A 21,164-nucleotide genomic window follows, 5' to 3' on the forward strand; every position below is an offset into this window, starting at 1 on the left:
GGCAGATCCGCCGCCTGCGAAGCCCCGGAAGCGGGCCTGCCGACGCCCGGGTGACGCTACGGAAGCCTCCCTCGCGCTTCTCAGCATGATCGGCGGGGCTTGGCCCGGGACGCGTTCTCCCCTAACGGTTTGACAGTCCGTTCGACTGTGCTCTAGGTTGAATGCACGGTCGGGCCGCACCCACTGGAACAGGACACGAAGCCGATCGGATGACGGGCAAGGGACAGCGCGGATCATGGGTGCGTTCGGTCGGGGCATCGGCTGATGCCGGCAAGTTTCATGCCATCCCGACGCCCGCGGAAATCCTCGAAATCATCAGCGGGCTGCTGCGCGCCCCGCAGGCGTCGATCGAGCGCGCGATCCGCGCGGCGCTTGCGCGGGTCGCCTCGGCCTGCGGCGCGGACCAGGCGCAGGTCTGCCGCGTGATGCCCGACGGCAGGCTGCGCGCGACCCATGACTGGACCCGCTCGGGGCGGACGCGGGCGCGCCGGCACCGGATGGAGTTCTGCGACGGCTGGTGCGCCGGCCTGCAGGGCCGCACCCCGACGGTGATCCCCGACAGCGCGGCACTGCCGCAGGGGCCGGAGCGCGAACGGCTCGAGGCCGAGGGGCTGCGCTCGATGGTGGCGGTGCCGATGCTGCGCGACGGCCGACTTGCCGGCTGCGTCATGCTGGCTTGGGGGCAGTGCCGGACCGAGCTCGCACCCGAGGATGTCACGATCCTGCAATCGCTCGCCGAGGTCATGCTGACCGCCGCCCAGCGCCGCGAAAGCGAGCGGCAGGCGGCCGAGGCGGCGCAGGCGCTGCGCGAGGACCGGCTGCTGCTCGAATCCATCCTGCAGACCAGCACGTCCGCCATCCTCGCCTTCGACGGCGCCGGCCGGATCGTCTTCGCAAATGGCGAGGCGGCGGCGCTTCTGGGCGCGGAGCCCGGGGCCCTGCCCGGCCGGACGCTGGAGGCCATCGGCTGCCGCCTGCTCTCGCGCGAGGGCGAGCCGCTGCCGGCGACCGCCATGCCGGTCGCGCGCGCCCTGGCCGAGGGGCAGGCGCTGCGCGACCTTCACCATGTGCTGCTGGGCGCGGACGGGCGGCAGCGGGTGCTGTCGGTCAACGCGGCTCCGGTGGCACCGACCGGCGCCTCGGGGGTGCGGGTCGTGCTGACCGTCGATGACGTCACGGGGCAGGTTTCGGCGGATACCGCGTTGCGCACGGCGCTGGCCGAGGCGCATCAGCTGGCCTTCTTCGATCCGCTGACCGGGCACTACAACCGCCGCGGCCTTGTCGAGGTGCTGCGCGACTGCCTGCAGACCTGCGTGCGCGAGAACGGCCACCTTGCGCTGCTCTACATCGACGTGGACGGCATGCGGCAGGTCAACGGCACGCGCGGCCAGTGGCTGGGCGACCGGCTGCTTCAGGCGGTGGCGGCGCGGCTGGACGGCCTGCGGCCCGAGGGCGGCGATCTCGGGCGCATCTCGGCGGACGAGTTCGTCATGACCTGCGGCGAGCTTCACGCCGATCCCTCGGCGGCGGTGGCCGCGGCGGAAGCGCGGGCCGGGCAGATCCTCGCCACGCTGCGCGCGCCCTTCCAGGTGGACGGCCTGTCGCTGGAGATCACCGCAAGCATCGGCCTTGCGGCGATCTCGGCGGGAAACACCGTCGACGGCCTGCTGAAGGGCGTGGACCTCGCGGTGATGGCCGCCAAGGCCGAGGGCGGCGACCGCGCCCGCGCCTATCGCGCCGACATGGAGCAGGACATGGTCGGCCGCGTCGCCCTCGCGCAGGAACTGCGCGAGGCGGTGCGCCGCAACGAGTTCCGCATCTTCTTCGAACCGCTGGTGCGGCTGGGCGCCAACGGCCTCGAGATCGTGGGCCAGGAGGCGCTGATCCGCTGGCAGCACCCGCAGCGCGGCCTGCTTGCACCGCTCGCCTTCATCCCCTTCGCGGAAGAGACCGGCTTCATCCGCGACATCGATCTCTGGGTGCTGCGGGCGGCCGCGGAGGTGCTCGCCGGCTGGGCGCAGGATCCGGCGCGGCGGCACCTGCGGATGTCGGTCAACATCAGCTCGGCGCAGTTCCTGTCGGAGGAGTTCGGGCCGACCCTGCGCGAGGTTCTGGCCGAGACCGGGGCCGACCCCTCCCGGATCGAGCTGGAGGTCACCGAGGGCACGCTGCTGTCCAACCTCGGCGCGGCGCGGGCGACCATGATGGACCTGCGCTCGCTCGGCCTGACCATCGCGCTCGACGATTTCGGCACCGGCTTCTCGTCGCTCAGCTACCTGCGCGACCTGCCGGTGGACGTGCTGAAGATCGATCGCAGCTTCCTTGGTGGCCTGTCCGGGCCGAAGACCAACATGACCATCCTCGAGGGCATCATCGGCCTCGCCCGCGGTCTGGGCGTCGAGATGGTGGCCGAAGGGGTCGAGACGCCGTCACAGCTCGCCTGGCTTCGCGACAAGGGCTGCCGGACCTTCCAGGGCTACCTGTTCGGCCGCCCCTCGCCCGAGCCTCAGCTGGAGCTTCCGCCGGGGATCGAGGCGCCCGGATCGCCCGCCCCGGCGGCGGATCCGGCGGTGTCAGGGCTCGACGCTCCAGCGCCCGCCGCCGCCGTGGAAGGCGCGGCTGTCGGTGATCCGGAAGCCTGAGGCATCCTCGCAGGCGACGTAGCGCTGCACGCGGATCCGGGCGGACGAGACCTCGAGCAGGTTGAAGTCGTTGGGCTCTCCGCGCACCCGGGTCGAGAGGCCGGTGCCGGCATGGACCTGCAGCACCACCCCGCGGCCCGCGGCCTCGGCGAAGGGACCGACGCGCCAGGTGTGCAGATGGCCCGAAAGGACCACGTCGGCGCCGCAGCCGGCCAGATCCTCGATGGCGCGTCCCGCCCCGTGCATCAGTTCCTTGTCGTCCTCGGGCGTGTGCTCCATCGGGTGATGCACCACGACGATGCGGACCCGTTCCGTCTCGCCCGCGAAACTGCGGCGGATGCGGGCCAGCGAGCGCGACCGGAACCAGCCGCGCTGCCAGGCCAGCGGATTCACCGTATTGGCGCCGACCACGATCATCTCGTCGTCGATCCAGCAGGGTTCCAGGTCGCGGCCGAACCAGCGGCGGTAGCGTTGCCACGGCTTCACCAGCCGCACCGCAAGATTGTGCAGCGGCACGTCATGGTTGCCCGGCACCACCAGGACCGGCGGCTTCAGCGCCGCGACGAAGGTCGCCGCCGCGCGGAACTGCGCCTCGGTCGCCCGCTGCGTCAGGTCGCCCGAGATCGCCACCAGATCCGGCTCTAGGCTGTTCACCGTCTCGATCAGCGGCCGCATGAGCTCCGGTCGGTCGCGGCCGAAATGGAGGTCAGACAGATGGAGAACCCGCCTCATCGCACGTCGCGATCCCAGTGCCCGGGCACGGTGACCTCCAGCGCGCCCTCGATGGCGCGCAGGTCGAACGGTGGCACCATCCGCTCGCGCTCGCCGTCAAGGGCGACGTGCCAGCGCCGGCTGCGGCCGGCGGGCAGGTCGATCTCGACATGCGGGCCGCTCATCATCGCGTAGTTCTGGTCGACGCTGGCATAGCCCAGCGCGAGTGCCGCCGCGTTGCGGAACATGCCGAGCCGCCCGGTGTCGGGCGCGATGAAGACCACGAGATCCCCTGCCGCCACCCGGTCCGAGCCTTCAAGCTTCATCTGTTCCAGCTGGAAGGCGTTGTTTACCACGAAGATCAGCGGCGAGCGCACGATCCGTTCCTCGCCGCCGGCCCGGACGTGCAGGCGCAGCGGCCTGCCCATCCTTGCCAGCACCTTCAGCACCGACCAGTAGGCAAGGAAGCGGCTGCGGCCCCAGCGGCCATAGATCTCCTCGCGCACCTTCAGGATCGCCGGATACACGCCAAGGCTCGCGTTGTTCAGGAAGACCTGCCCGTTCACGGTGGCGACGCGGATGGGCGCCGTGCGGCCGGCGCAGATCACCGCCACCGACTCGTCAAGATCGTCCGGCAGCGCCAGCGAGCGCGCGAAATAGTTGAATGTGCCCAGCGGCAGGATGCCCATCCGCCGCCCGCTCTGCGACAGGGCGGCGGCGACGGCGCAGATCGTGCCGTCGCCCCCCGCGGCCACGATGGTGCCGAAGCCGCGCTCGACTGCCTCGCGCGCAACGGCCTCGATCTGGCTGCCATCCTCGACCAGATCGACGTGCACCTCGACACCCTGCGCCCGGAAGGCGTCGCGGACGCGATCCGCCTCCTCGCCCTTGCCGGAGCCGGCATTCATCACCACACAGATGTCGGGCTGGGCCATGCTTCTCTCCGCTCTCGTGCCTCACGGCACCATCGCAGCCGCCCGGCCAAACGCCCCTTCGGCGGGCCGGTTCCGCTCAGGCCTCGACCAGCTCGTGTTCGAACACGTCGATGCGGAACCCGGTGCCAAGATAGCTGGCGGTCAGCGGCCAGCCGAGCGAGGCCGCCAGCAGCGCCTGCGGCCGGAAGGCCTCTCCCGGTTCCTCGAAGGCCATGCGCCGCAGGCAGAGAAGGTCCGCAGCCGGCGCAACCTCGCCGATCCGCCGCGCGAGGTGCCGGATCTGGTCGGGGCGCAGCTCGTGCAGGATGTCGCTCAGCACCACCAGGTCGAACTCGCGATCCGGGATGTCGGAGGGCAGCAGGGCTTGGCGGAATTCCATCGCGGCCATCGGCGACGGCTCGGCACCGGCGGCCTCGATCGCATCGGCATCCCCGTCCAGCCCCAGGTAGGCATCCGCCCGGCCAGACAGGCGGCGGCCCAGCGCCCCCGCCCCGCAGCCAAGCTCCAGGACGCTGCGGTAGTGCTGCCGCGGCAGGAAAGCGAGCGCCTGGGTTTGCATCCGACGCTCGGACAGGCCGAACGCAAGGCTGGGGTGCCCCGCGATATCGAGGCAGCGGTCCAGGGTCTGGGCCAGGGTCAGGTGCATGTGCTTTCTCCGCGCTTCAAGTTGGCAGCCGCCGTCCGTGGACGGTGCGCGACACCAAGCCGGGCCGCCGGGGTCCGTTCCGGACGATCCGACAAAAGACGTGTCACTGTTGCCCGAAAGTCGCAATCGGCGGCTTGTCCCGCTCCAGATAGTCGAAGACATAGAGTTCGCGGATCAGCGCAAGGCCAAGGGCCGCCAGCGGCGTGGCCAGCAAGAGCCCCATCAGGCCGAACAGGACGCCGAGCAGCAACTGGGCCGAGATGATCAGTGCGGGCGGCAGATCCACCTGTTCCTTCTGCACGAGCGGAGTGATCAGGTAGCTCTCGAGCGTCTGCACCCCGAGATAGACCGCGACCACCAGCCCGACGAGGCCCCAGCCCTCGGGCAGGGCAAGCAGCAGCGCGGGCAGCGCCGCGATGACCGGGCCGATGTTCGGGATGAAGGCAAGCAGCGCCGCGATCAGCCCCAGGATGAAGGCCAGGGGCACGCCGATCAGCCAAAGCCCCAGCCAGGTGAGCACGCCGACCACCGTCATCGAGATGAGCTGCCCGCCCAGCCAGCCGCGCAGGGTGCGGTTCGCGATGTCCATGATCTCGTCGCCGCGCGGCCGGACCGGCGGCGCCAGCAGCGCGCGCAGCCCGCGCCGGTAAAGGCCGGGATCGATCGCGGTGTAAAGGCCGATGAACAGGATGATGACGAGGTTGCCCAGCGCGCCGAAGGTGGCGCTGACCGCGGTCGAGGCAAAGCCGCCCTCGCCCGACATCAGCCGGGACGGCGCGAGGCGCGACAGCAGGGTCGAGCCCCAGGAATATTGCGCGATGCGCTCGCGCAGGCCCTCGAAGGCCGGGGGAAGCTGGCGCGTCAGTTCCTCGATCTGGTCGAACATGTCGGCGGCGAAGGACAGGAACGCTCCGGCCAGCGCGGCGAGGCAAAGGAGGATGAAGACCGCGATGCCGCCGCCCCGCGGCAGGCCGGTCAGGCCCGAGACGATCTCGCCGCCCGCCGACAGGAAGACGCCGAACAGGATGGCGGCAAAGATCACCAGCAGCACGTCCGGGGCGATCACGACCAGCACCGCCAGCACGAGCGCCAGCACCAAGAGGGAAACCGTCCGCCGGCGCATCGTTCCTCCGCATCAGTCTGGGGCCAACGTCCTGGTCCGGCGCCTGTTCCCCGCCGCCTGCCGGTCGGCGCACCAGTCGCACGGGCCGCAGGGGCGATAGCCGAGCGGGCGGCTGCGGCCCCGACCGGCCGTGGCGCCCGGCTCTCCTGCCCGGCGGGATGCGGCCCTGTCGTCGCCTTCCCGCGCGGACGAGCCTAGGCGGAGGGGGCCTTGTGGCGGCGCCGGACGCTTTCCGGGCGGCCCGGCAGCGACAGCCGGGCGTCGTTGCGGACCTTCTCCGAGATCACCCGACCTTGCGCGATGACGCAGAGCCGGTCGGGCCGCAGCCGCACCGCCTCGACCGCATCGCCGGCATCGAGCACCACGAGCGAGGCTGGCGCGCCTTCATGCAGGCCGTAGTCGAGCCCCATGATCCTCGCGTTCTCGGCCGTCACCATGTCGAAGCAGCGCCGCATCTCGGCCGGATGGGTCATCTGCGCGACATGCAGCCCCATGAAGGCCACGTCGAGCATGTCCGCGGTGCCCAGCGAATACCACGGGTCGAGAACGCAATCCTGCCCCCAGCCGACGGAGATGCCTTGCGCCTGCATCTCCTTCACCCGCGTCAGGCCGCGCCGCTTGGGATAGGTGTCGTGCCGGCCCTGCAGCACGATGTTGATCAGCGGGTTCGGGATCGCGGCCACCCGCGCCTCGGCCATCAGCGGCAGCAGCTTCGAGACGTAGTAGTTGTCCATCGAATGCATCGAGGTCAGGTGGCTGCCCGCCGCCCTGCCCTGCAACCCGGTTCGGATCACCTCGGCGGCCAGCGTCTCGATGTGGCGGCTCAGCGGGTCGTCGGTCTCGTCGCAATGCAGGTCCAGCATCAGCCCGCGGTCGGCGGCGATCTCGCAGAGGTCGCGCACCGAGGCCGCTCCCTCGGCCATCGTGCGTTCGAAATGCGGGATGCCGCCCACCACGTCCACGCCCATGTCGAGCGCGCGCAGCAGGTTCGCCCGCGCCGTCGGATCGCGGTAGAGCCCGTCCTGCGGGAAGGCGACAAGCTGGAGGTCCATCCAGCCCTTCACCTGCTCGCGCACCTCCAGCAGCGCCTGCACGCCGAGCAGCCGGTCATCGCAGACATCGACGTGAGAGCGGATGGCAAGCAACCCCATGCTCGCCGCCCAGTCGCAATAGGCGAGCGCGCGCGCGATCATCTCCTCGACCGTGACGATGCGCTTCAGCTCGCCCCAGAGCGCGATCCCCTCCAGCAGCGTGCCCGACGCGTTCACCCTCGGCAGGCCGTAGGAGAGCGTCGCGTCCATGTGGAAATGCGGATCGACGAAGGGCGGGCTGACGAGGTCGCCGGTGGCATCGATCACGCGGCCCGCCTCGGCTTCCAGCCGGCCGATGGCGGCGATCCGGTCGCCGCGGATGCCCACGTCGGCCACCCGGCCATCGGGCAGCGTGCCGCCCCTGACGATGAGATCGAACATCAGCGTTCCCCGCGGTTGAAGGGCTGCATCAGCGCCGCCGGAACCTCGGCGCGGCGCGACATGAGGACAAGGGCCAGGATCGACAGCGCATAGGGCGCCATCAGGAACAGCTGGTAAGGCACGAGCTGCCCCAGCGGCGTCTGCTGCAGCCGCACCTGCAGCGCATCGAAGGCGGCGAAGAGCAGCGCGCCGAGCACTGCCTTGCCGGGCTTCCACGCCCCGAAGATCACGAGCGCGATGCAGATCCAGCCGCGGCCGTTCACCATCTCGAAGAAGAAGCTGGAGAAGGCGGAGAGCGTCAGGAACGCCCCGCCCACCGCCATCAGCCCCGAGCCGACGACCACCGCGCCGATCCTGAGGCCCACAACGGACAGCCCCTGCGCATCGACGGCGGACGGGCTCTCTCCCGCCGCCCGCACGGCAAGGCCCAGCGGCGTGCGCCACAGCACCAGCGCGACGAGCGCGGCCACCACGAAGGCCGCATAGGTCAGCGGCGTCTGTTGGAAGAGTGCCGGACCGACCAGCGGGATCTGCGACAGACCCGGCACCGGCCAGACGGCAAAGGGCTCGATCTTCGGCGGGCTGGAGACCTCGGGCAGGATCAGGCGATAGGCGAAGTAGCTGGTCGAGGTGGCAAGCAGCGTGATCCCCAGCCCTACGACATGCTGCGACAGGCCGAAGGGCACGACCAGCACCGCGTGGAGCAGGCCGAACAGCATCCCGGCCAGCATGGCGACCGCCGCGCCCTCCCACAGCCCCGCGCCGGCCCAGACCGTGATCCAGCCGGAGAAGGCGCCGACCACCATGATCCCCTCGATCCCGAGGTTCAGAACGCCCGCGCGCTCGCAGATCAGTTCCCCCATCGTGGCGAAGATCAGCGGCGAGGCGATGCGCACCGCGGCCGCCCAGAAGCTGACCGAGAGCAGGATGTCCAGAAGCTCGCTCATCCGCGCACCACCCGGAACCGGATCAGGAGGATCGCCAGCACCATGAACAGCAGCGACGTGGCCAGCAGCATGTCGGCGATATAGGTCGGCACATGGGCCGCGCGGCTCATGCTGTCGGCGCCGACGAAGACGCCCGCGACGAACAGCGCCGCCGGCACCACGGCGAGCGGGTTGAGCAGCGCGAGCATCGCCACGATGATGCCAGTGTAGCCGAAGCCGGGGCTGAGATCGAGCGTCAGGTGCCCCTTCAACCCCGCCACCTCGGAAAAGCCCGCGAGTGCTGCAAGGCCCCCCGACAGCAGCGCGGTCTTCACCAGCACCCCGTCCACCGGGATGCCGGCAAAGCGCGCGGCCCGGGCGTTCAGCCCCACGGCACGCATCTCGTAGCCAAGCGCGGTGCGCCGCTCGATCACCCAGACCGCGAGGGCGGCGATCAGCGCGAGGCCGAAGCCCCAGTGCAGGCGCAGCCCCTCGACCAGCCGCGGCAGCCGCGCCTCCTTGAGCAGAGGCGCGGACTTGGGCCAGCCCATGCCCATCGGGTCCTTCAGCGGTCCTTCCAGCAGGTAGCTGACGAAGAGCAGCATGATGAAGTTGAAGAGCAGCGTGGTCACGACCTCGTCCACGCCAAAGCGGGTCTTGAGCGCGACGGGTCCAAGCAGGACCAGCGCGCCCGCGGCCATCGCGGCCAGCGCCATCAGCGGCAGCACCAGCGGCCCGCCGACCGCGCCGCTGCCCAGCAGGACGGTGATGATGGCCCCGGCGTAAAGCTGCGCCTCGGCGCCGATGTTCCACAGCCGCGCGCGGAAGGCCACCGCCACCGCGAGCCCGGTGAAGATCAGCGGCGTCGCGCGGTTCAGCGTCTCGAGCGCCGCGAACTTCGACCCCACCGCGCCCTTCACGATCAGGCCGAGCGTGGCCAGCGGGTCGGCCCCCGCCACCGCGGCAAGGCTTGAGGCCACGACGAGCGTCGCGAGCAGTGCGGCGGCGGGCAGTCCGATCCGGCGCAGCGCCGACGGGTTGGCAACCGGCTCAAGCCGCATCGGCGAACCCGTGCCCGGCCATCCAGAGGCCGAGTTCGGCCTGCGATTTCGTGCCGCGCGGGAAGCCGGGCGACAGGCGGCCTTCGGACATTACATGAATGGTGTCGGACAAGGCCATGATTTCATCCAGATCTTCCGATATCAGCAGAACCGCTGCCCCCTCGTCGCGCGCCTTGAGGAGCCGCGAATGGACATAGGTGATCGCGCCGATGTCCAGCCCGCGCACCGGCTGGTTCGCGAGGATGATCCGCGGCCCCGGCTCCAGCACCCGGCCAAGGATCAGCTTCTGCATGTTGCCGCCCGACAGCAGGCGGATGCGCGTCTCGGGCCCCGGGCAGCGCACGTCATAGGTGCGGATGATCACCTCGGTGAAGGCCCGCGCCGCGCGCCAGTCCATCCAGCCGCCTTTCGCGAAGCGCGAGCGGTAGCCTTCGAGGATCGCGTTCTCGGTCAGGGTGAAGTCCGCGATGGTGCCGGTGGCGTGGCGATCCTCGGGGATGCGCGCGATGCCCGCGCCCACCGCCGCCCGCGGCGTCCAGTCATGGACCTCGGCCCCGGCGACCATGAGCGCGCCCGCGTCCGGCCGGATCAGCCCCGACACCAGATCGGCCAGCGCCGCCTGGCCGTTGCCGGACACGCCGGCAAGGCCGGTAATCGTGCCGGCGCGAAGGTCGAGCGTCACCGCGCGCAGCCCGGGAATCGCCCCCCGGTGCGGGGTAAAGACCGCCTGAAGCCGCATCAGCACCGCGCCGGGACGCGGCGGGGCGACCTCGGGCGGCACCACCTCCTCGCCGACCATCATCGCGGCCAGCGCGTGGCGGTCGGTCTCGGCGGTCGCGACCTCGCCCACCACGCGGCCGTGGCGCAGAACGACGCAGCGGTCGGCCACTTCGACCACCTCATGCAGCTTGTGCGAGATGAAGATGATCGAGAGCCCCCTGGCCACGGCCAGACGCAGGGTGCGGAACAGCGCCTCGGTCTCCTGCGGGGTCAGGACGGCGGTGGGCTCGTCCAGGATCAGGATGCGCGCGTCGCGGTAGAGCGCCTTGAGGATCTCGACCCGCTGCCGCTCGCCCACCGACAGGGTGCCGACCTTGGCATCGGGGTGAACCGACAGGCCGAAGTCGCGGCTCAGCGCCTCGACCCGCGCCCGCGCCGCGCGCTGCCCGAGCGACAGGCGCCAGAGCGGCGCGGTGCCGATCAGGATGTTCTCCAGCACCGTCAGGTTGTCGGCCAGCGTGAAGTGCTGGTGCACCATGCCGACGCCCGCGGCCAGCGCCGCGCGCGGATGGCCCGGCGGCAGCGGCTTGCCGAAGACCTCCACCGTGCCCTCGTCGGCCACATAATGGCCGAAGAGGATGTTCATCAGCGTGGTCTTGCCGGCCCCGTTCTCGCCCAGAAGCGCCACGACCTCTCCCTGTCGCAGGGAGAGGCTGATGCCGGCATTGGCGAGAAGCGCTCCGAACCGCTTGGTGATCCCGGAGAGGCGCAGGACGACCGGTTCGCTCACGAGGATTTCGGCTCGCTGTCGTCAATGGCCACGGTGAAGGTTCCGGCCTTGATCGCGGCCTCGCGTTCCGCCACCAGCGCCATCGTCTCGGCAGGCACCTTGCCCTCGAAGGTGCCGAGCGGGGCGAGCGAGCAGCCGCCTTCCTTCATGAAGGAATAGACCCCGTAGTCGGCGGCCTTGAAGGTGCCGGCCTGAACCTCGGCCACCGCCTTCTCGAAGGTCGGCTCGAAATGCCAGAGCGCGGAGGCCACCACCGTATCGGGATAGTCGGCCTGCGTGTCGATCACGTTGCCGATCGCCAGCACGCCGCGCTCCTTGGCGGCATCCGAGACGCCGAAGCGTTCGGCGTAAAGCAGGTCGGCGCCATTCTCGATCATGGCGAAGGCGGTTTCCTTCGCCTTCGGCGGATCGAACCACGAGCCGATGAAGCTGACCTGGAACTTCGTCTCGGGCTTCACCTCGCGAGCACCCGCGATGAAGGCGTTCATCAGCCGGTTGACCTCGGGGATCGGGAAGCCGCCGACCATGCCGATGTTGCCCTTGCTCATCGCGCCGGCAATGAGTCCCGTAAGATAGGCCGCGTCCTGGATGTAGTTGTCGAAGACGGCGAGGTTCGGCACCGCCTCGTCCGGCGGGAAGCTCGACCCCATCAGGAAGGCCACGTCGGGATAGTCGGCCGCGACCTCGCGGGCCTCCTGCTCGACGCCGAAGATCTCGCCCACGATCAGCTTCACGCCGCTCTCGGCATATTCGCGCATGACGCGGGGATAGTCGGTGTTCGCGACGTTCTCGGTGAAGCTGTAGTCCACGCGACCCGCGGCCTTCGCGGCCTCGGCGGCCTTGTGGATGCGGCTGACCCACTGCTGCTCGACCGGCACGGTGTAGATGCCGGCGACCTTCAGCGTCTCCTGCGCCCGAAGCGTCCGCGGCAGGGCGCCCAGCGCCAGCGCCGCACCTCCGGCCATCAGAACTCCTCGCCGCGTCGTTGCGAATCCCGTCATGTCCGTCCTCGCCCTGCTGGATGTTTGACCGGACGGTAAGACGCGGGCGTCCGAGGGGCAAGACCGCGGCCCCTGCCCGAAAGTCGGCACTGCCGTCGAATTCCTTACAGCCCGAAATGCCTGCGAAAAATTTGTTACCTGCCGCGGTTAGGGAACTTGCAAGAATCCGTTTTCGGCCTTTAGCTGACACTAATAGCCGCTGTGGTGGGTCCCTCCCGCCGAAAGAACGGCATTCGAAACGACAACAACGGGAGAGTTCCGATGACGATGAAACTTGCACTGGCCGCCTCGGTCAGCCTTGCGGCGCTTGGCGCGGCCTCGGGCGCGCTGGCCCAGAGCGACGAACTGGTCGCCGCCGCCAAGGCCGAAGGCATGCTGACGACCATCGCGCTGCCGCACAACTGGTGCGGCTATGGCGACGTGATCGCGGGCTTCAAGGCGAAATATCCCGAGATCACCGTGAACGAGCTGAACCCCGACGCGGGCTCGGCCGACGAGCTCGAGGCGATCCGGGCGAACAAGGACAACACCGGCCCGCAGGCGCCCGACGTGATCGACGTGGGCCTGGCCTTCGGTCCGCAGGCCAAGGCCGAAGGACTGATCGTGCCCTACAAGGTCGCGACCTGGGACGAGATCCCGGCCGAGATCAAGGACGCCGACGGCTACTGGTATGGCGACTATTACGGCGTGATGTCCTTCGGGGTGAACACCGACCTCGTGTCCGAGGTGCCGAAAAGCTGGACGGCGCTGCTCGACAGCCAGTATGCCAACGCCTTCGCGCTGGCGGGCGATCCGCGCGCCTCGAACCAGGCGATCCTCGCCGTCATGTCGGCGGGCGTCGCGGGCGGCGCCGAGCCGGGGCAGGCCTCCGGCGAGAAGGGACTCGAGTTCTTTGCCGAGCTGAACAAGGTGGGCGGTTTCGTCCCGGTGATCGGCAAGGCCGGCACCATCGCCCAGGGCCAGACCCCCATCGTCGCGGCCTGGGACTACAACCTGCTGTCCTGGCGCGACGAGCTGAAGGGCAACCCGCCGATGGAGGTCATCATCCCCGAGGGCCCGAGCCTCGCCGGCGTCTATGTGCAGGCGATCTCGGCCTATGCGCCGCATCCGAACGCGGCGAAGCTGTGGATGGAATACCTTTACTCGGACGAGGGCCAGCTGGGCTGGCTGAAGGGCTACTGCCACCCCGCCCGCTTCAACGCCATGGTCGAGGCCGGCAAGGTGCCGCAGGACCTGCTCGACGCGTTGCCCCCGGCCGAGGGCTACGCCCGCGCCGTCTTCCCGACCGTCGAACAGCAGGAGGCGAACAAGGCCGCGGTGACCGCGGGCTGGGACAAGGTCGTGGGCGCCAACGTCCAGTGACCTGACCTTCCGGGCCTCCGCCACGCCGGCGGAGGCCCTTTTCGGTGGACCCTGCATGACTGACCTGCCTCCGAAGAGCGCCAAGGCCTTCGTCTCGCTGCCGCTGAACTGGTTCGGTGTCGCGCCGTTCCTGCTGTTCGCGCTGCTGTTCCTGATCCTGCCCACGGCGCATATCGTGCTGGGCGCCTTCCGCAACCCGGCGGGCGACTTCACGCTGGCCAATATCCGGGGCCTCTTCACGCCCTCGATCCTCGGCGCCTTCTGGATCTCGATCCGGATCAGCCTGCTGACCGCGGCGCTCGGCTGCCTCGCGGGCTTCCTGATCGCTGCCGCCGTGACGCGCGGCGGGCTGCCGGGGCCTTTGCGCGGCGCGCTGCTGACCTTTTCCGGCGTGGCGTCGAACTTCGCCGGCGTGCCGCTGGCCTTCGCCTTCATCGCCACGCTCGGGCGGCTCGGCTTCCTGACGGTGATCCTGCGCGAGTGGTTCGGGCTGAACCTCTATGGCACCGGCTTCAACCTGATCAGCTTCCTCGGGCTGACGCTCACCTACCTCTATTTCCAGATCCCGCTGATGATCCTGATCATCACGCCCGCGCTCGACGGGCTGAAGCGTGAATGGCGCGAGGCGGCCGAGACGCTGGGCGCGTCCGGCGCGCAATACTGGCGGATGGTGGCGCTGCCGGTGCTCTGGCCGTCGTTCCTCGGCACCTTCGCGCTGCTCTTCGCCAATTCCTTCGGAGCGGTGGCGACCGCCATGGCGCTGACCGGCTCGCAGCTCTCCATCGTGCCGATCATCCTTTTCGCGCAGATCCGCGGCGACGTGCTGCAGGACCCGCACCTGGGCTATGCCATCGCCTTCGGAATGATCGTGCTGACGGGGCTGGCGAACGTGATCTACATCGTGCTGCGCACCCGCGCCGAGAGGTGGGTGAAATGAGATCGGCCAAGCTCTGGTCCTGGCTCGCGCTTGCGGCGGGCATGCTCTACTTCTTCCTGCCGCTGATCGGGATGTTCGAGTTCTCGCTGCGGGCGCGGCGGGGCGAATACAGCTTCGACGCCTATGCGAGCGTGCTGGGCGACCCGGCCTTCCGCGCGACCTTCGGCTATTCGGTGCTGATGGCACTCTTCACCATCGCCTTCGGCATCCTGCTCGTGGTGCCCACGGTGTTCTGGGTGCGCCTGAAGCTGCCTCGCTGGCGGCCGGTGATCGAGTTCATCACGCTTCTGCCGCTGGTGATCCCGCCCATCGTCATCGTCTTCGGCTACATCCGGCTCTACAACACATCGAGCTGGCTGCCGCTGACCGGCACGGCGATGGGGACGAACCTTCTCCTGATGTTCGGCTACACGATGCTGGCGCTGCCCTACATGTATCGCGCCGTGGATACCGGTCTTCGCACCATCGACGTGCAGACCCTGACGGAAGCGGCGCAAAGCCTCGGCGCGGGCTGGGTCACCATCCTCGCGCGGCTGATCCTGCCCAACGTGCTGGTGGCGGTCCTGTCGGGGGCCTTCCTGACCTTCGCCATCGTGATCGGCGAGTTCGTCCTTGCCGCTCTGCTGAACCGCCCGGCCTTCGGGCCCTACATGGTCTGGATGGGCTCGAACAAGGCCTATGAACCGGCGGCGCTGGCCGTGATCGCCTTCGTCGTCACCTGGGCCTGCATGGCCCTGATCCAGCTGGTCACCCGGCTGTCGAAACATACCAGAGCCCAGAGATGAGAAGGAACTTCGCCTGATGGCCTTCCTCGAGATCGCCCGGCTGGAGAAATCCTTCGGCCCCCTGCACGTCGTGCGCAACTTCAACCTGTCGGTCGAGAAGGGAGAGTTCGTCTCGCTGCTCGGCCCATCGGGCTGCGGCAAGACCACGGTGCTGCGCATGGTCGCCGGCTTCGAGTCGGCGGATCAGGGCGCCATCCTGATCGAGGGCAAGGACGTGGTGCGCCAGCGCCCGAACGCCCGCAAGATCGGCATGGTGTTCCAGGCCTATGCCCTCTTCCCGAACCTGACCGTGGCGCAGAACGTGGGCTTCGGGCTGAAGGTCGCGGGCGTGCCCCGGCGCGAAGCCGATGCGCGCGTGGCCGAGATGCTGGCGCTGATCGGCCTGCCCGATCTGGGCGGACGCTACCCGTTCCAGCTGTCGGGCGGGCAGCAGCAGCGCGTGGCGCTGGCGAGGGCGCTCGCGGTGCGGCCGCGGGTGCTGCTGCTGGACGAGCCGCTTTCAGCGCTGGATGCGCAGATCCGCGTATCCTTGCGCAACGAGATCCGCGCCATCCAGCAGCGGCTGGGCATCACGACGATCTTCGTGACCCACGATCAGGAAGAGGCGCTGTCGATGTCCGACCGCATCGTGGTGATGAACGGCGGCGTGGCGGAACAGGTCGGCACGCCGTTCGAGATCTACAACCACCCGACGACGAAGTTCGTGGCCAATTTCGTGGGCACGCTGAACACGCTGACCGCCGAGGTCGAGGACCCCGCCGCCGGCACCGTCCGCGTCGCCGGCCAGGTCATCCAGTTGCCCGCTCCGGTCCCGGCGCCGCGCGGCGGGCGCATCGGCCTTGCCCTGCGCCCCGAGGCGCTGCGCCTCGGCACGGTGGCGGGGCGCGAGGTGATCCTGCCCGCCACCATCGCGAACGTGCATTTCCTCGGCAGCGTGATCCGCCTGCAGGTCCAGACCGCCGGCACCAGCGTGGCGCTCGACACCTTCAACCGGTCCGACGTGCCGCCGCCGCAGGTGGGCGCGCAGACACAGGTCAGCTTTTCCGCGCGGGACGTGATCGTGCTGGAGCACTAGGAGCGGCGGAAGCCGCGACCGCGCAGGCGGCAAGGCCGACAGGACTCCGCTGCCGCGCCGGGGGTTCAACACCGCAGGCTCCGATGCCGGTCTCCCGCGGGTGAGGCGTCAGGCACCGGCCCGCCTGGGACCTGGGCAGGACGCTGGACCTCGCGCCCGTGATCCGACCCCTCTCGCCCGTCGTTCTCGACGGGACCTCCGGGGAACCGGCCCGCCACCCGCCGCCTTGACCTTCCTCAGGTGAGGGGAGGATGCGATGGAGCGCAGGATCATCTTCGACGGGCTGATCGAATACGACCGGCTGTCGCTCAGGGGCGGAATCTGGGGCGAGCTGAGCGACGAGGACGAGCGCCTGACCGTGGTGACCGAGTTCGAGGAAGCCGATCCCGCCTCGCCCGCCGGGTTCCGGCTGCTGAACCTGCGGCAGGAGTTCAGCGCGCAGCCGAGGCTCAGCGAAGCGGGGATCGTGCTGAACGCGGGCGGCATGTATGCGGCCTGCGTGGCGGGCCGGCTTGGCCGCTACGTGCTGGAGCGTCTGGTGGACCGGCTCGACGACGAGGGCACGCCGCTCGAACGGCTGGCCGCGGCGCAGGACTGCCTCGTCCGCCATGCCGACGACCATGAGGAGGAGGTGCGGCAGGCGCTGGTCCGCTGCGCCTTCCTCGGGGTGACGCTGGCGGCGTGACGGAAGGGAGGTCTTTCATGCAACTGACGACGCGGGACTTCAACCGGACGGGGCGCCGGCTGCGCTTCACCGAACTGGGCTTCGGCTCGGCACCGCTGGGCAATCTCTACCGCGCCATTCCCGATGCCGAGGCCGAGGCCATCCTTGGTCGCGCGTGGGAGGGCGGCATCCGCTACTTCGACACCGCCCCGCTCTACGGCTATGGTCTGGCCGAGACGCGCCTTGGCCGCTTTCTCGCGGGGCGGGTGCGCGAGGATTACGTGATCTCGACCAAGGTGGGCCGGCTGCTGCGGCCGGTGGAACCCGGCGAGACCCGCGACGGTCTGGGCAAGTTCTTCGAGGTGCCCGAGCGCAAGGAGGTCTTCGACTATGGCCACGACGGGGTCATGCGCTCGCTTGAAGCCTCGCTGAAGCGGCTGGGCCTTGACCGGGTGGACGTGCTCTTCGCCCATGACCTCGACCTCTTCACGCACGGTTCGCCCGAGGCGCTTCAGGCCCGGCTCGAAGAGTTCATGCGCGGCGGCTACCGCGCCCTTGTCAGCCTGCGCGAGCAGGGGGTGATCTCGGCCTTCGGCGCGGGAGTGAACGAATGGCAGCCCTGCCAGTGGCTGGCCGAGCGGGGCGACTTCGACCTCTTCCTGCTCGCCGGCCGCTATACGCTGCTGGAGCAGGAGGCGCTGGACAGCTTCCTGCCGCTCGCCGAAGAGAAGGGGATCGGCATCGTGATCGGCGGCCCCTACAACTCGGGGATCCTTGCAACCGGGCCGAGGCCGGGCGCGCATTACGACTATCGTCCCGCACCGCCGCCGGTGCTGGACCGCGTCGCGCAGATCCACGCGATCTGCGAGCGCTGGGGCGTGCGGATGTTCGAGGCCGCGCTTCGCTTTCCGCTGTGCCATCCCGCGGTGGTCTCGGTCGTGCCCGGCATCCAGTCGGTCACGGAAGTGATGGAGAGCTTCATCGCTGCCGGCGCCGAAATGCCCGGGGGGCTCTGGGCCGATCTGAAGGAGGCCGGCCTGATGCGCGAGGACGCCCCCGTCTGAGGCGTCCCTCCGCCTCCGCTGCCGATCGACCAAAGGCAGGTTCCGGCCTGCCAGTCAGCCGGCTACGGAAGATGCTGCCCGCGCGGCATCCGGCGGCAGGGCGCCAGTGCCGCGTCGCAGGGCGTCAGATCTGCTTTTCCGGGATGAAGACCTTGAGGCCGTCCAGCGCATCCGACACCTTGAGCTGGCAGGTCAGGCGCGAGCGGGCGGCATCGGGCTGCCAGGCGAAATCGAGCATGTCCTCCTCCATCGCCTCCTTCTTCGGCAGCCGCTCCACCCATTCGGGCGCGACATAGACATGGCAGGTGGAGCAGGCGCAGGCGCCACCGCAGTCGGCCTCGATGCCGGGAACGCCGTTGTCGCGGGCACCCTCCATCACGGTCAGGCCGTTGGCCACGTCGATCACATGCTCGGTGCCATTGAATTCGACATAGGTGATTTTCGCCATCTTCGCCTCGCTCTTCCCGCGTCGCGGTCCCTCGCCGAGGCTTTAGGACAATCCCGCGCGCTTGGCCAGAGGGCCCAAGGCTTGCCGGCGGCACCGGAGCGGTCTATGTTCATAGTATGTTTCTACCCGATCCCCCTTCCGACTGGCTGCGCATGACCCCGGTTCCGGGCAGCTGGCCGCGCCCGCCCAAGGCGATCCCGGCCGGCCGGCTGGACGAGCCGCCTTCCGGCGCGCGGGTGGCGGTGGCCGGGCTGGTGCTGGTCCGGCAGCGACCGGGGACGGCCAAGGGCGTGATCTTCCTGACGCTCGAGGACGAGACCGGCGTTGCCAACGTGGTGATCTGGGCGAAGATCTACGAACGCTTCCGGCGGGCGGTGATCGCGGGCCGGCTGCTGAAGGTCACGGGCCGGCTCCAGCGCGAGGCCGGCGTGACGCATGTGGTGGCCGAGGGGATCGAGGATCTCTCGCCGCTCCTCGACCGGTTGCTGGCCGAGGACTTCCGCCCCGACGGCACCCGCGCCGGCGACCAGCCCTGAGCGGCGGAGGCCCGGACGGACTTGCGCTGCCATTCGGCGCGGCGCGCCCCTGTCTGCTGCGACCCGCCGGCCCTTTCCTCGGCCGGCGCTTTGCGGCATCCTCCGCCGCCGAACCGGGACCGGACTCACATGACGCGCATCTTCCTTCTGGCCGGCCTTCTCGCCCTGACCGCCTGTCAGGGCCCACCCATGCCCGAGGCGCCACGCCGCCCCGATCTCTCCCTCGAACTCCGTCCCGAGAAGCCCGAGCCGGAGGAGGGTATCTGCTGGGCAGGCAAGGACGGGGCGTGGTTCCGCGCCCCCTGCCCCGAGGCGCTGACGCCCGAGGTGCTGGCCTCGCTGCAACGCGCGCTGGAGGTGCGCGAGCTTTACGACGAGGAGATCACCGGCGAGATGGACCCGGCGACGCGCCAAGCGGTGCGGCGCCTGCAGGAGCCGCTCGGCCTCGACAGCGAGCAGCTGTCCCTTGCGGCCGCGCGGTATCTGGGGATTCTGCCGGTCGATCTCGACGCGCTTTGGGGAGCGCGTTCCAAAGAACCCGACCCACCGACGTCATCGCCGCCGGCACCGGCCGATCCCGACACGCTCTGACGCAGCGCCGCGCAGGTATCGGCGGCGCTGCAATGCGGACGCCCCGGCCAAGGGCCGGGGCGTAGGTCGTCATTCCGGCAGCGAGAGCGCCACGAAGCGCGGGTCTCCGCCGCGACGGATCAGCAGCAGCAGCGACTTGCGCCCCGCCTCGCGGGCTTCCTCGATCCGGTCCTGCAGGTCCTTGATCCCGGTCACCTTCTGCTGGCCGGCCTCGGTGATCACGTCCCCTTCGCGCAGCCCCTTGGCATAGGCTTCCGAGGCCGGATCGACATCCGTCACCGCAAGCCCCTCGGTCCCGCCGGGCAGGCCCATCTCGCCCGCCTGCTCCGCGGTCAGTGGCGCGACCGTCAGGCCCAGCACCTCGGCCGAGGACGGCTCGGCCGGCTTTTCCGGACCGCCGGGCGCCGTCGGACCCTCGTTCTCGGCCTCCTCGCGGCGGCCAAGCACGATCGACAGGGTCCGCGTCTTGCCTTCGCGCATCACCACCACGCGGACGGCCTCGCCGATCGGGGCATCGGCCACGCGGCGGACGAGATCGCGGGTATCGGCGACGGGCGAGCCGTCGAAGGTCACGATCACGTCGCCCGCCTGCATGCCGGACTCTTTTGCCGGACCCTCGGGGACATCGGTCACCAGCGCGCCCTTGGATTCCTTCAGGCCCATCGCCTCGGCCACGTCCGGCGTCACATCCTGGATGCGCACGCCCAGCCAGCCGCGCCGCGTCTCGCCGAACTGGCGCAACTGCGCAACGACCTTCGTCACCACGTTCGAAGCCATCGAGAAGCCGATCCCGATCGAGCCGCCGTTGGGCGACAGGATCGCGGTGTTCACGCCGATCACCTGCCCGTCCATGTTGAAGAGCGGCCCGCCCGAGTTGCCGCGGTTGATGGCGGCGTCGGTCTGGATGTAATCGTCATAGGTGCCGGAAAGCGCGCGGTTCCGCGCCGAGACGATGCCGGCCGAGACCGAGAAGCCCTGCCCCAGCGGGTTGCCCATCGCCACCACCCAGTCGCCCACGCGCGCAAGGTCCGAATTGCCGAAGCTCACGAAGGGCAGCGGCGTGTCGCTTTCCACCTTCAGCAGCGCGATGTCGGTCTTGGGATCGGTGCCGACCAGCTTCGCCTCGAGCTTCTTGCCCGAGAAGAATTCGATCTGGATGTCGTCGGCGCCCTCGATCACGTGGTTGTTCGTGACGATGTAGCCGTCTTCCGAGATCACGAAGCCCGACCCCAGCGCCTCGGAGCGGCGCGGGCCCTGGTCGCGGTTCTCGGGGTCCATGAAGTCGCGGAAGAAGTCCTCGAAGGGCGAGCCCTCCGGCACCATCGGCGAGTTCTGCGCGGGCGCCGCGACCACCGTCGCGGTCGTGATGTTCACCACCGCCGGGCTGATCTTCTCGGCCAGGCTCGCAAAGCTCGCCGGAGCGCCCTGGGCGTGGGCTGTGACGGCCTGTGCAAGCGCGAGCCCGAGGCCGAGCATCAGCGCGAGGAACAGGCGCAGCGCGGCGGCAGGCACGGGCTCGACCCGGCGGGCGATGGTAATGGCGTGAGACTGCACACCCGACTCCTTTCGAAAATCACGGGCTGCCGGTGCCAGCACCGAAGCCCAGAGATGACAGTCGGGCAAGACGCGGCGCAATGCAAACGGCGTCTTGGCCCGTCAAGCTCATGTGATGCCT

General features: G+C 69.7%; 20 protein-coding genes. 9 read left to right on the plus strand and 11 right to left on the minus strand.

Features of this window, described 5'->3' with window-relative positions; translation table 11 throughout:
* Window positions 1-209 precede the first annotated feature (209 nt).
* Entirely contained in the window at window positions 210-2,642 is a 2,433-nt protein-coding gene (locus tag CK951_RS11320) for a bifunctional diguanylate cyclase/phosphodiesterase (protein WP_096786245.1), read from the plus strand.
* On the opposite strand, the gene CK951_RS11325 is transcribed toward CK951_RS11320, so the two are convergent.
* From CK951_RS11325 to CK951_RS11365, 9 genes are all read right to left on the minus strand, one after another.
* On the minus strand, window positions 2,574-3,374 hold the full coding sequence (locus CK951_RS11325) for a metallophosphoesterase (RefSeq protein ID WP_096786246.1): 801 nt from the start codon (window positions 3,372-3,374) through the stop codon (window positions 2,574-2,576). The two genes, CK951_RS11320 and CK951_RS11325, sit on opposite strands and share 69 nt — an antisense overlap.
* Window positions 3,371-4,288, minus strand: coding sequence for a diacylglycerol kinase family protein (locus CK951_RS11330; RefSeq protein WP_096786247.1), 918 nt, complete (start codon window positions 4,286-4,288; stop codon window positions 3,371-3,373). Before CK951_RS11330 ends, CK951_RS11325 begins: the two co-directional genes overlap by 4 nt.
* 76 nt (window positions 4,289-4,364) lie before the next feature.
* Complete coding sequence (locus CK951_RS11335) at window positions 4,365-4,934, minus strand: class I SAM-dependent methyltransferase (protein ID WP_096786248.1); 570 nt, start codon at window positions 4,932-4,934, stop codon at window positions 4,365-4,367.
* A gap of 103 nt (window positions 4,935-5,037) precedes the next feature.
* Entirely contained in the window at window positions 5,038-6,057 is a 1,020-nt protein-coding gene (locus tag CK951_RS11340; protein WP_096786249.1) for an AI-2E family transporter, read from the minus strand.
* A 194-nt stretch (window positions 6,058-6,251) separates the two neighbouring features.
* On the minus strand, window positions 6,252-7,529 hold the full coding sequence (locus CK951_RS11345) for an amidohydrolase family protein (RefSeq protein WP_096786250.1): 1,278 nt from the start codon (window positions 7,527-7,529) through the stop codon (window positions 6,252-6,254).
* The gene (locus tag CK951_RS11350) at window positions 7,529-8,476 is read right to left on the minus strand and encodes an ABC transporter permease (protein ID WP_096786251.1); all 948 of its coding nucleotides are present in this window, start codon (window positions 8,474-8,476) and stop codon (window positions 7,529-7,531) included. The genes CK951_RS11345 and CK951_RS11350 overlap by 1 nt, the downstream gene beginning before the upstream one ends.
* On the minus strand, window positions 8,473-9,516 hold the full coding sequence (locus CK951_RS11355) for an ABC transporter permease (protein WP_096786252.1): 1,044 nt from the start codon (window positions 9,514-9,516) through the stop codon (window positions 8,473-8,475). The genes CK951_RS11350 and CK951_RS11355 overlap by 4 nt, the downstream gene beginning before the upstream one ends.
* Window positions 9,506-11,026, minus strand: a complete 1,521-nt coding sequence (locus CK951_RS11360) for an ABC transporter ATP-binding protein (RefSeq protein ID WP_096786253.1) — start codon at window positions 11,024-11,026, stop codon at window positions 9,506-9,508. The genes CK951_RS11355 and CK951_RS11360 overlap by 11 nt, the downstream gene beginning before the upstream one ends.
* Window positions 11,023-12,027, minus strand: a complete 1,005-nt coding sequence (locus CK951_RS11365; protein ID WP_096786254.1) for a BMP family protein — start codon at window positions 12,025-12,027, stop codon at window positions 11,023-11,025. Before CK951_RS11365 ends, CK951_RS11360 begins: the two co-directional genes overlap by 4 nt.
* Window positions 12,028-12,288: 261 nt before the next feature.
* Between CK951_RS11365 and CK951_RS11370 the strand changes: the two genes are divergently transcribed.
* From CK951_RS11370 to CK951_RS11395, 6 genes are all read left to right on the plus strand, one after another.
* Window positions 12,289-13,389: an ABC transporter substrate-binding protein gene (locus tag CK951_RS11370; protein WP_096786255.1), complete on the plus strand. Its 1,101-nt coding sequence runs from the start codon at window positions 12,289-12,291 to the stop codon at window positions 13,387-13,389.
* 55 nt (window positions 13,390-13,444) lie between these two features.
* On the plus strand, window positions 13,445-14,326 hold the full coding sequence (locus tag CK951_RS11375) for an ABC transporter permease subunit (RefSeq protein WP_096786256.1): 882 nt from the start codon (window positions 13,445-13,447) through the stop codon (window positions 14,324-14,326).
* Window positions 14,323-15,111 (plus strand): ABC transporter permease, encoded by a 789-nt coding sequence (locus CK951_RS11380; protein WP_096786257.1) that lies wholly within the window; start codon window positions 14,323-14,325, stop codon window positions 15,109-15,111. Before CK951_RS11375 ends, CK951_RS11380 begins: the two co-directional genes overlap by 4 nt.
* Before the next feature lie 16 nt (window positions 15,112-15,127).
* Window positions 15,128-16,186, plus strand: a complete 1,059-nt coding sequence (locus tag CK951_RS11385; RefSeq protein ID WP_096786258.1) for an ABC transporter ATP-binding protein — start codon at window positions 15,128-15,130, stop codon at window positions 16,184-16,186.
* A 256-nt stretch (window positions 16,187-16,442) separates the two neighbouring features.
* The gene (locus tag CK951_RS11390; protein WP_096786259.1) at window positions 16,443-16,871 is read left to right on the plus strand and encodes a hypothetical protein; all 429 of its coding nucleotides are present in this window, start codon (window positions 16,443-16,445) and stop codon (window positions 16,869-16,871) included.
* Window positions 16,872-16,888: 17 nt separating this feature from the next.
* A complete protein-coding gene (locus tag CK951_RS11395) occupies window positions 16,889-17,914 on the plus strand; it encodes an aldo/keto reductase (RefSeq protein WP_096786260.1) in 1,026 nt (341 codons plus the stop codon).
* A gap of 124 nt (window positions 17,915-18,038) precedes the next feature.
* Here the strand turns inward: CK951_RS11395 and CK951_RS11400 are convergent, their stop codons facing one another.
* Window positions 18,039-18,362 (minus strand): 2Fe-2S iron-sulfur cluster-binding protein, encoded by a 324-nt coding sequence (locus CK951_RS11400; protein ID WP_096786261.1) that lies wholly within the window; start codon window positions 18,360-18,362, stop codon window positions 18,039-18,041.
* Window positions 18,363-18,514: 152 nt separating this feature from the next.
* Between CK951_RS11400 and CK951_RS11405 the strand changes: the two genes are divergently transcribed.
* Window positions 18,515-18,898, plus strand: a complete 384-nt coding sequence (locus tag CK951_RS11405; protein ID WP_232520614.1) for an OB-fold nucleic acid binding domain-containing protein — start codon at window positions 18,515-18,517, stop codon at window positions 18,896-18,898.
* A 129-nt stretch (window positions 18,899-19,027) separates the two neighbouring features.
* On the plus strand, window positions 19,028-19,489 hold the full coding sequence (locus tag CK951_RS11410) for a peptidoglycan-binding protein (protein ID WP_096786263.1): 462 nt from the start codon (window positions 19,028-19,030) through the stop codon (window positions 19,487-19,489).
* Window positions 19,490-19,558: 69 nt separating this feature from the next.
* Here the strand turns inward: CK951_RS11410 and CK951_RS11415 are convergent, their stop codons facing one another.
* Complete coding sequence (locus CK951_RS11415; RefSeq protein ID WP_096786264.1) at window positions 19,559-21,043, minus strand: DegQ family serine endoprotease; 1,485 nt, start codon at window positions 21,041-21,043, stop codon at window positions 19,559-19,561.
* Window positions 21,044-21,164 lie beyond the last annotated feature (121 nt).

The organism is Rhodobacter sp. CZR27, from assembly GCF_002407205.1.
In the GTDB taxonomy this organism is placed as follows: Bacteria; Pseudomonadota; Alphaproteobacteria; order Rhodobacterales; family Rhodobacteraceae; genus Cereibacter_A.

Excerpts from the sequence above, each read along its gene's own strand:
- CK951_RS11320 (WP_096786245.1), top strand. The coding sequence starts at position 210 with ATGACGGGCAAGGGACAGCGCGGATCATGGGTGCGTTCGGTCGGGGCA.
- CK951_RS11325 (WP_096786246.1), bottom strand. The coding sequence starts at position 3,374 with ATGAGGCGGGTTCTCCATCTGTCTGACCTCCATTTCGGCCGCGACCGA.
- CK951_RS11330 (WP_096786247.1), bottom strand. The coding sequence starts at position 4,288 with ATGGCCCAGCCCGACATCTGTGTGGTGATGAATGCCGGCTCCGGCAAG.
- CK951_RS11335 (WP_096786248.1), bottom strand. The coding sequence starts at position 4,934 with ATGCACCTGACCCTGGCCCAGACCCTGGACCGCTGCCTCGATATCGCG.
- CK951_RS11340 (WP_096786249.1), bottom strand. The coding sequence starts at position 6,057 with ATGCGCCGGCGGACGGTTTCCCTCTTGGTGCTGGCGCTCGTGCTGGCG.
- CK951_RS11345 (WP_096786250.1), bottom strand. The coding sequence starts at position 7,529 with ATGTTCGATCTCATCGTCAGGGGCGGCACGCTGCCCGATGGCCGGGTG.
- CK951_RS11350 (WP_096786251.1), bottom strand. The coding sequence starts at position 8,476 with ATGAGCGAGCTTCTGGACATCCTGCTCTCGGTCAGCTTCTGGGCGGCC.
- CK951_RS11355 (WP_096786252.1), bottom strand. The coding sequence starts at position 9,516 with ATGCGGCTTGAGCCGGTTGCCAACCCGTCGGCGCTGCGCCGGATCGGA.
- CK951_RS11365 (WP_096786254.1), bottom strand. The coding sequence starts at position 12,027 with ATGACGGGATTCGCAACGACGCGGCGAGGAGTTCTGATGGCCGGAGGT.
- CK951_RS11370 (WP_096786255.1), top strand. The coding sequence starts at position 12,289 with ATGACGATGAAACTTGCACTGGCCGCCTCGGTCAGCCTTGCGGCGCTT.
- CK951_RS11375 (WP_096786256.1), top strand. The coding sequence starts at position 13,445 with ATGACTGACCTGCCTCCGAAGAGCGCCAAGGCCTTCGTCTCGCTGCCG.
- CK951_RS11380 (WP_096786257.1), top strand. The coding sequence starts at position 14,323 with ATGAGATCGGCCAAGCTCTGGTCCTGGCTCGCGCTTGCGGCGGGCATG.
- CK951_RS11385 (WP_096786258.1), top strand. The coding sequence starts at position 15,128 with ATGGCCTTCCTCGAGATCGCCCGGCTGGAGAAATCCTTCGGCCCCCTG.
- CK951_RS11390 (WP_096786259.1), top strand. The coding sequence starts at position 16,443 with ATGGAGCGCAGGATCATCTTCGACGGGCTGATCGAATACGACCGGCTG.
- CK951_RS11395 (WP_096786260.1), top strand. The coding sequence starts at position 16,889 with ATGCAACTGACGACGCGGGACTTCAACCGGACGGGGCGCCGGCTGCGC.
- CK951_RS11400 (WP_096786261.1), bottom strand. The coding sequence starts at position 18,362 with ATGGCGAAAATCACCTATGTCGAATTCAATGGCACCGAGCATGTGATC.
- CK951_RS11405 (WP_232520614.1), top strand. The coding sequence starts at position 18,515 with ATGACCCCGGTTCCGGGCAGCTGGCCGCGCCCGCCCAAGGCGATCCCG.
- CK951_RS11410 (WP_096786263.1), top strand. The coding sequence starts at position 19,028 with ATGACGCGCATCTTCCTTCTGGCCGGCCTTCTCGCCCTGACCGCCTGT.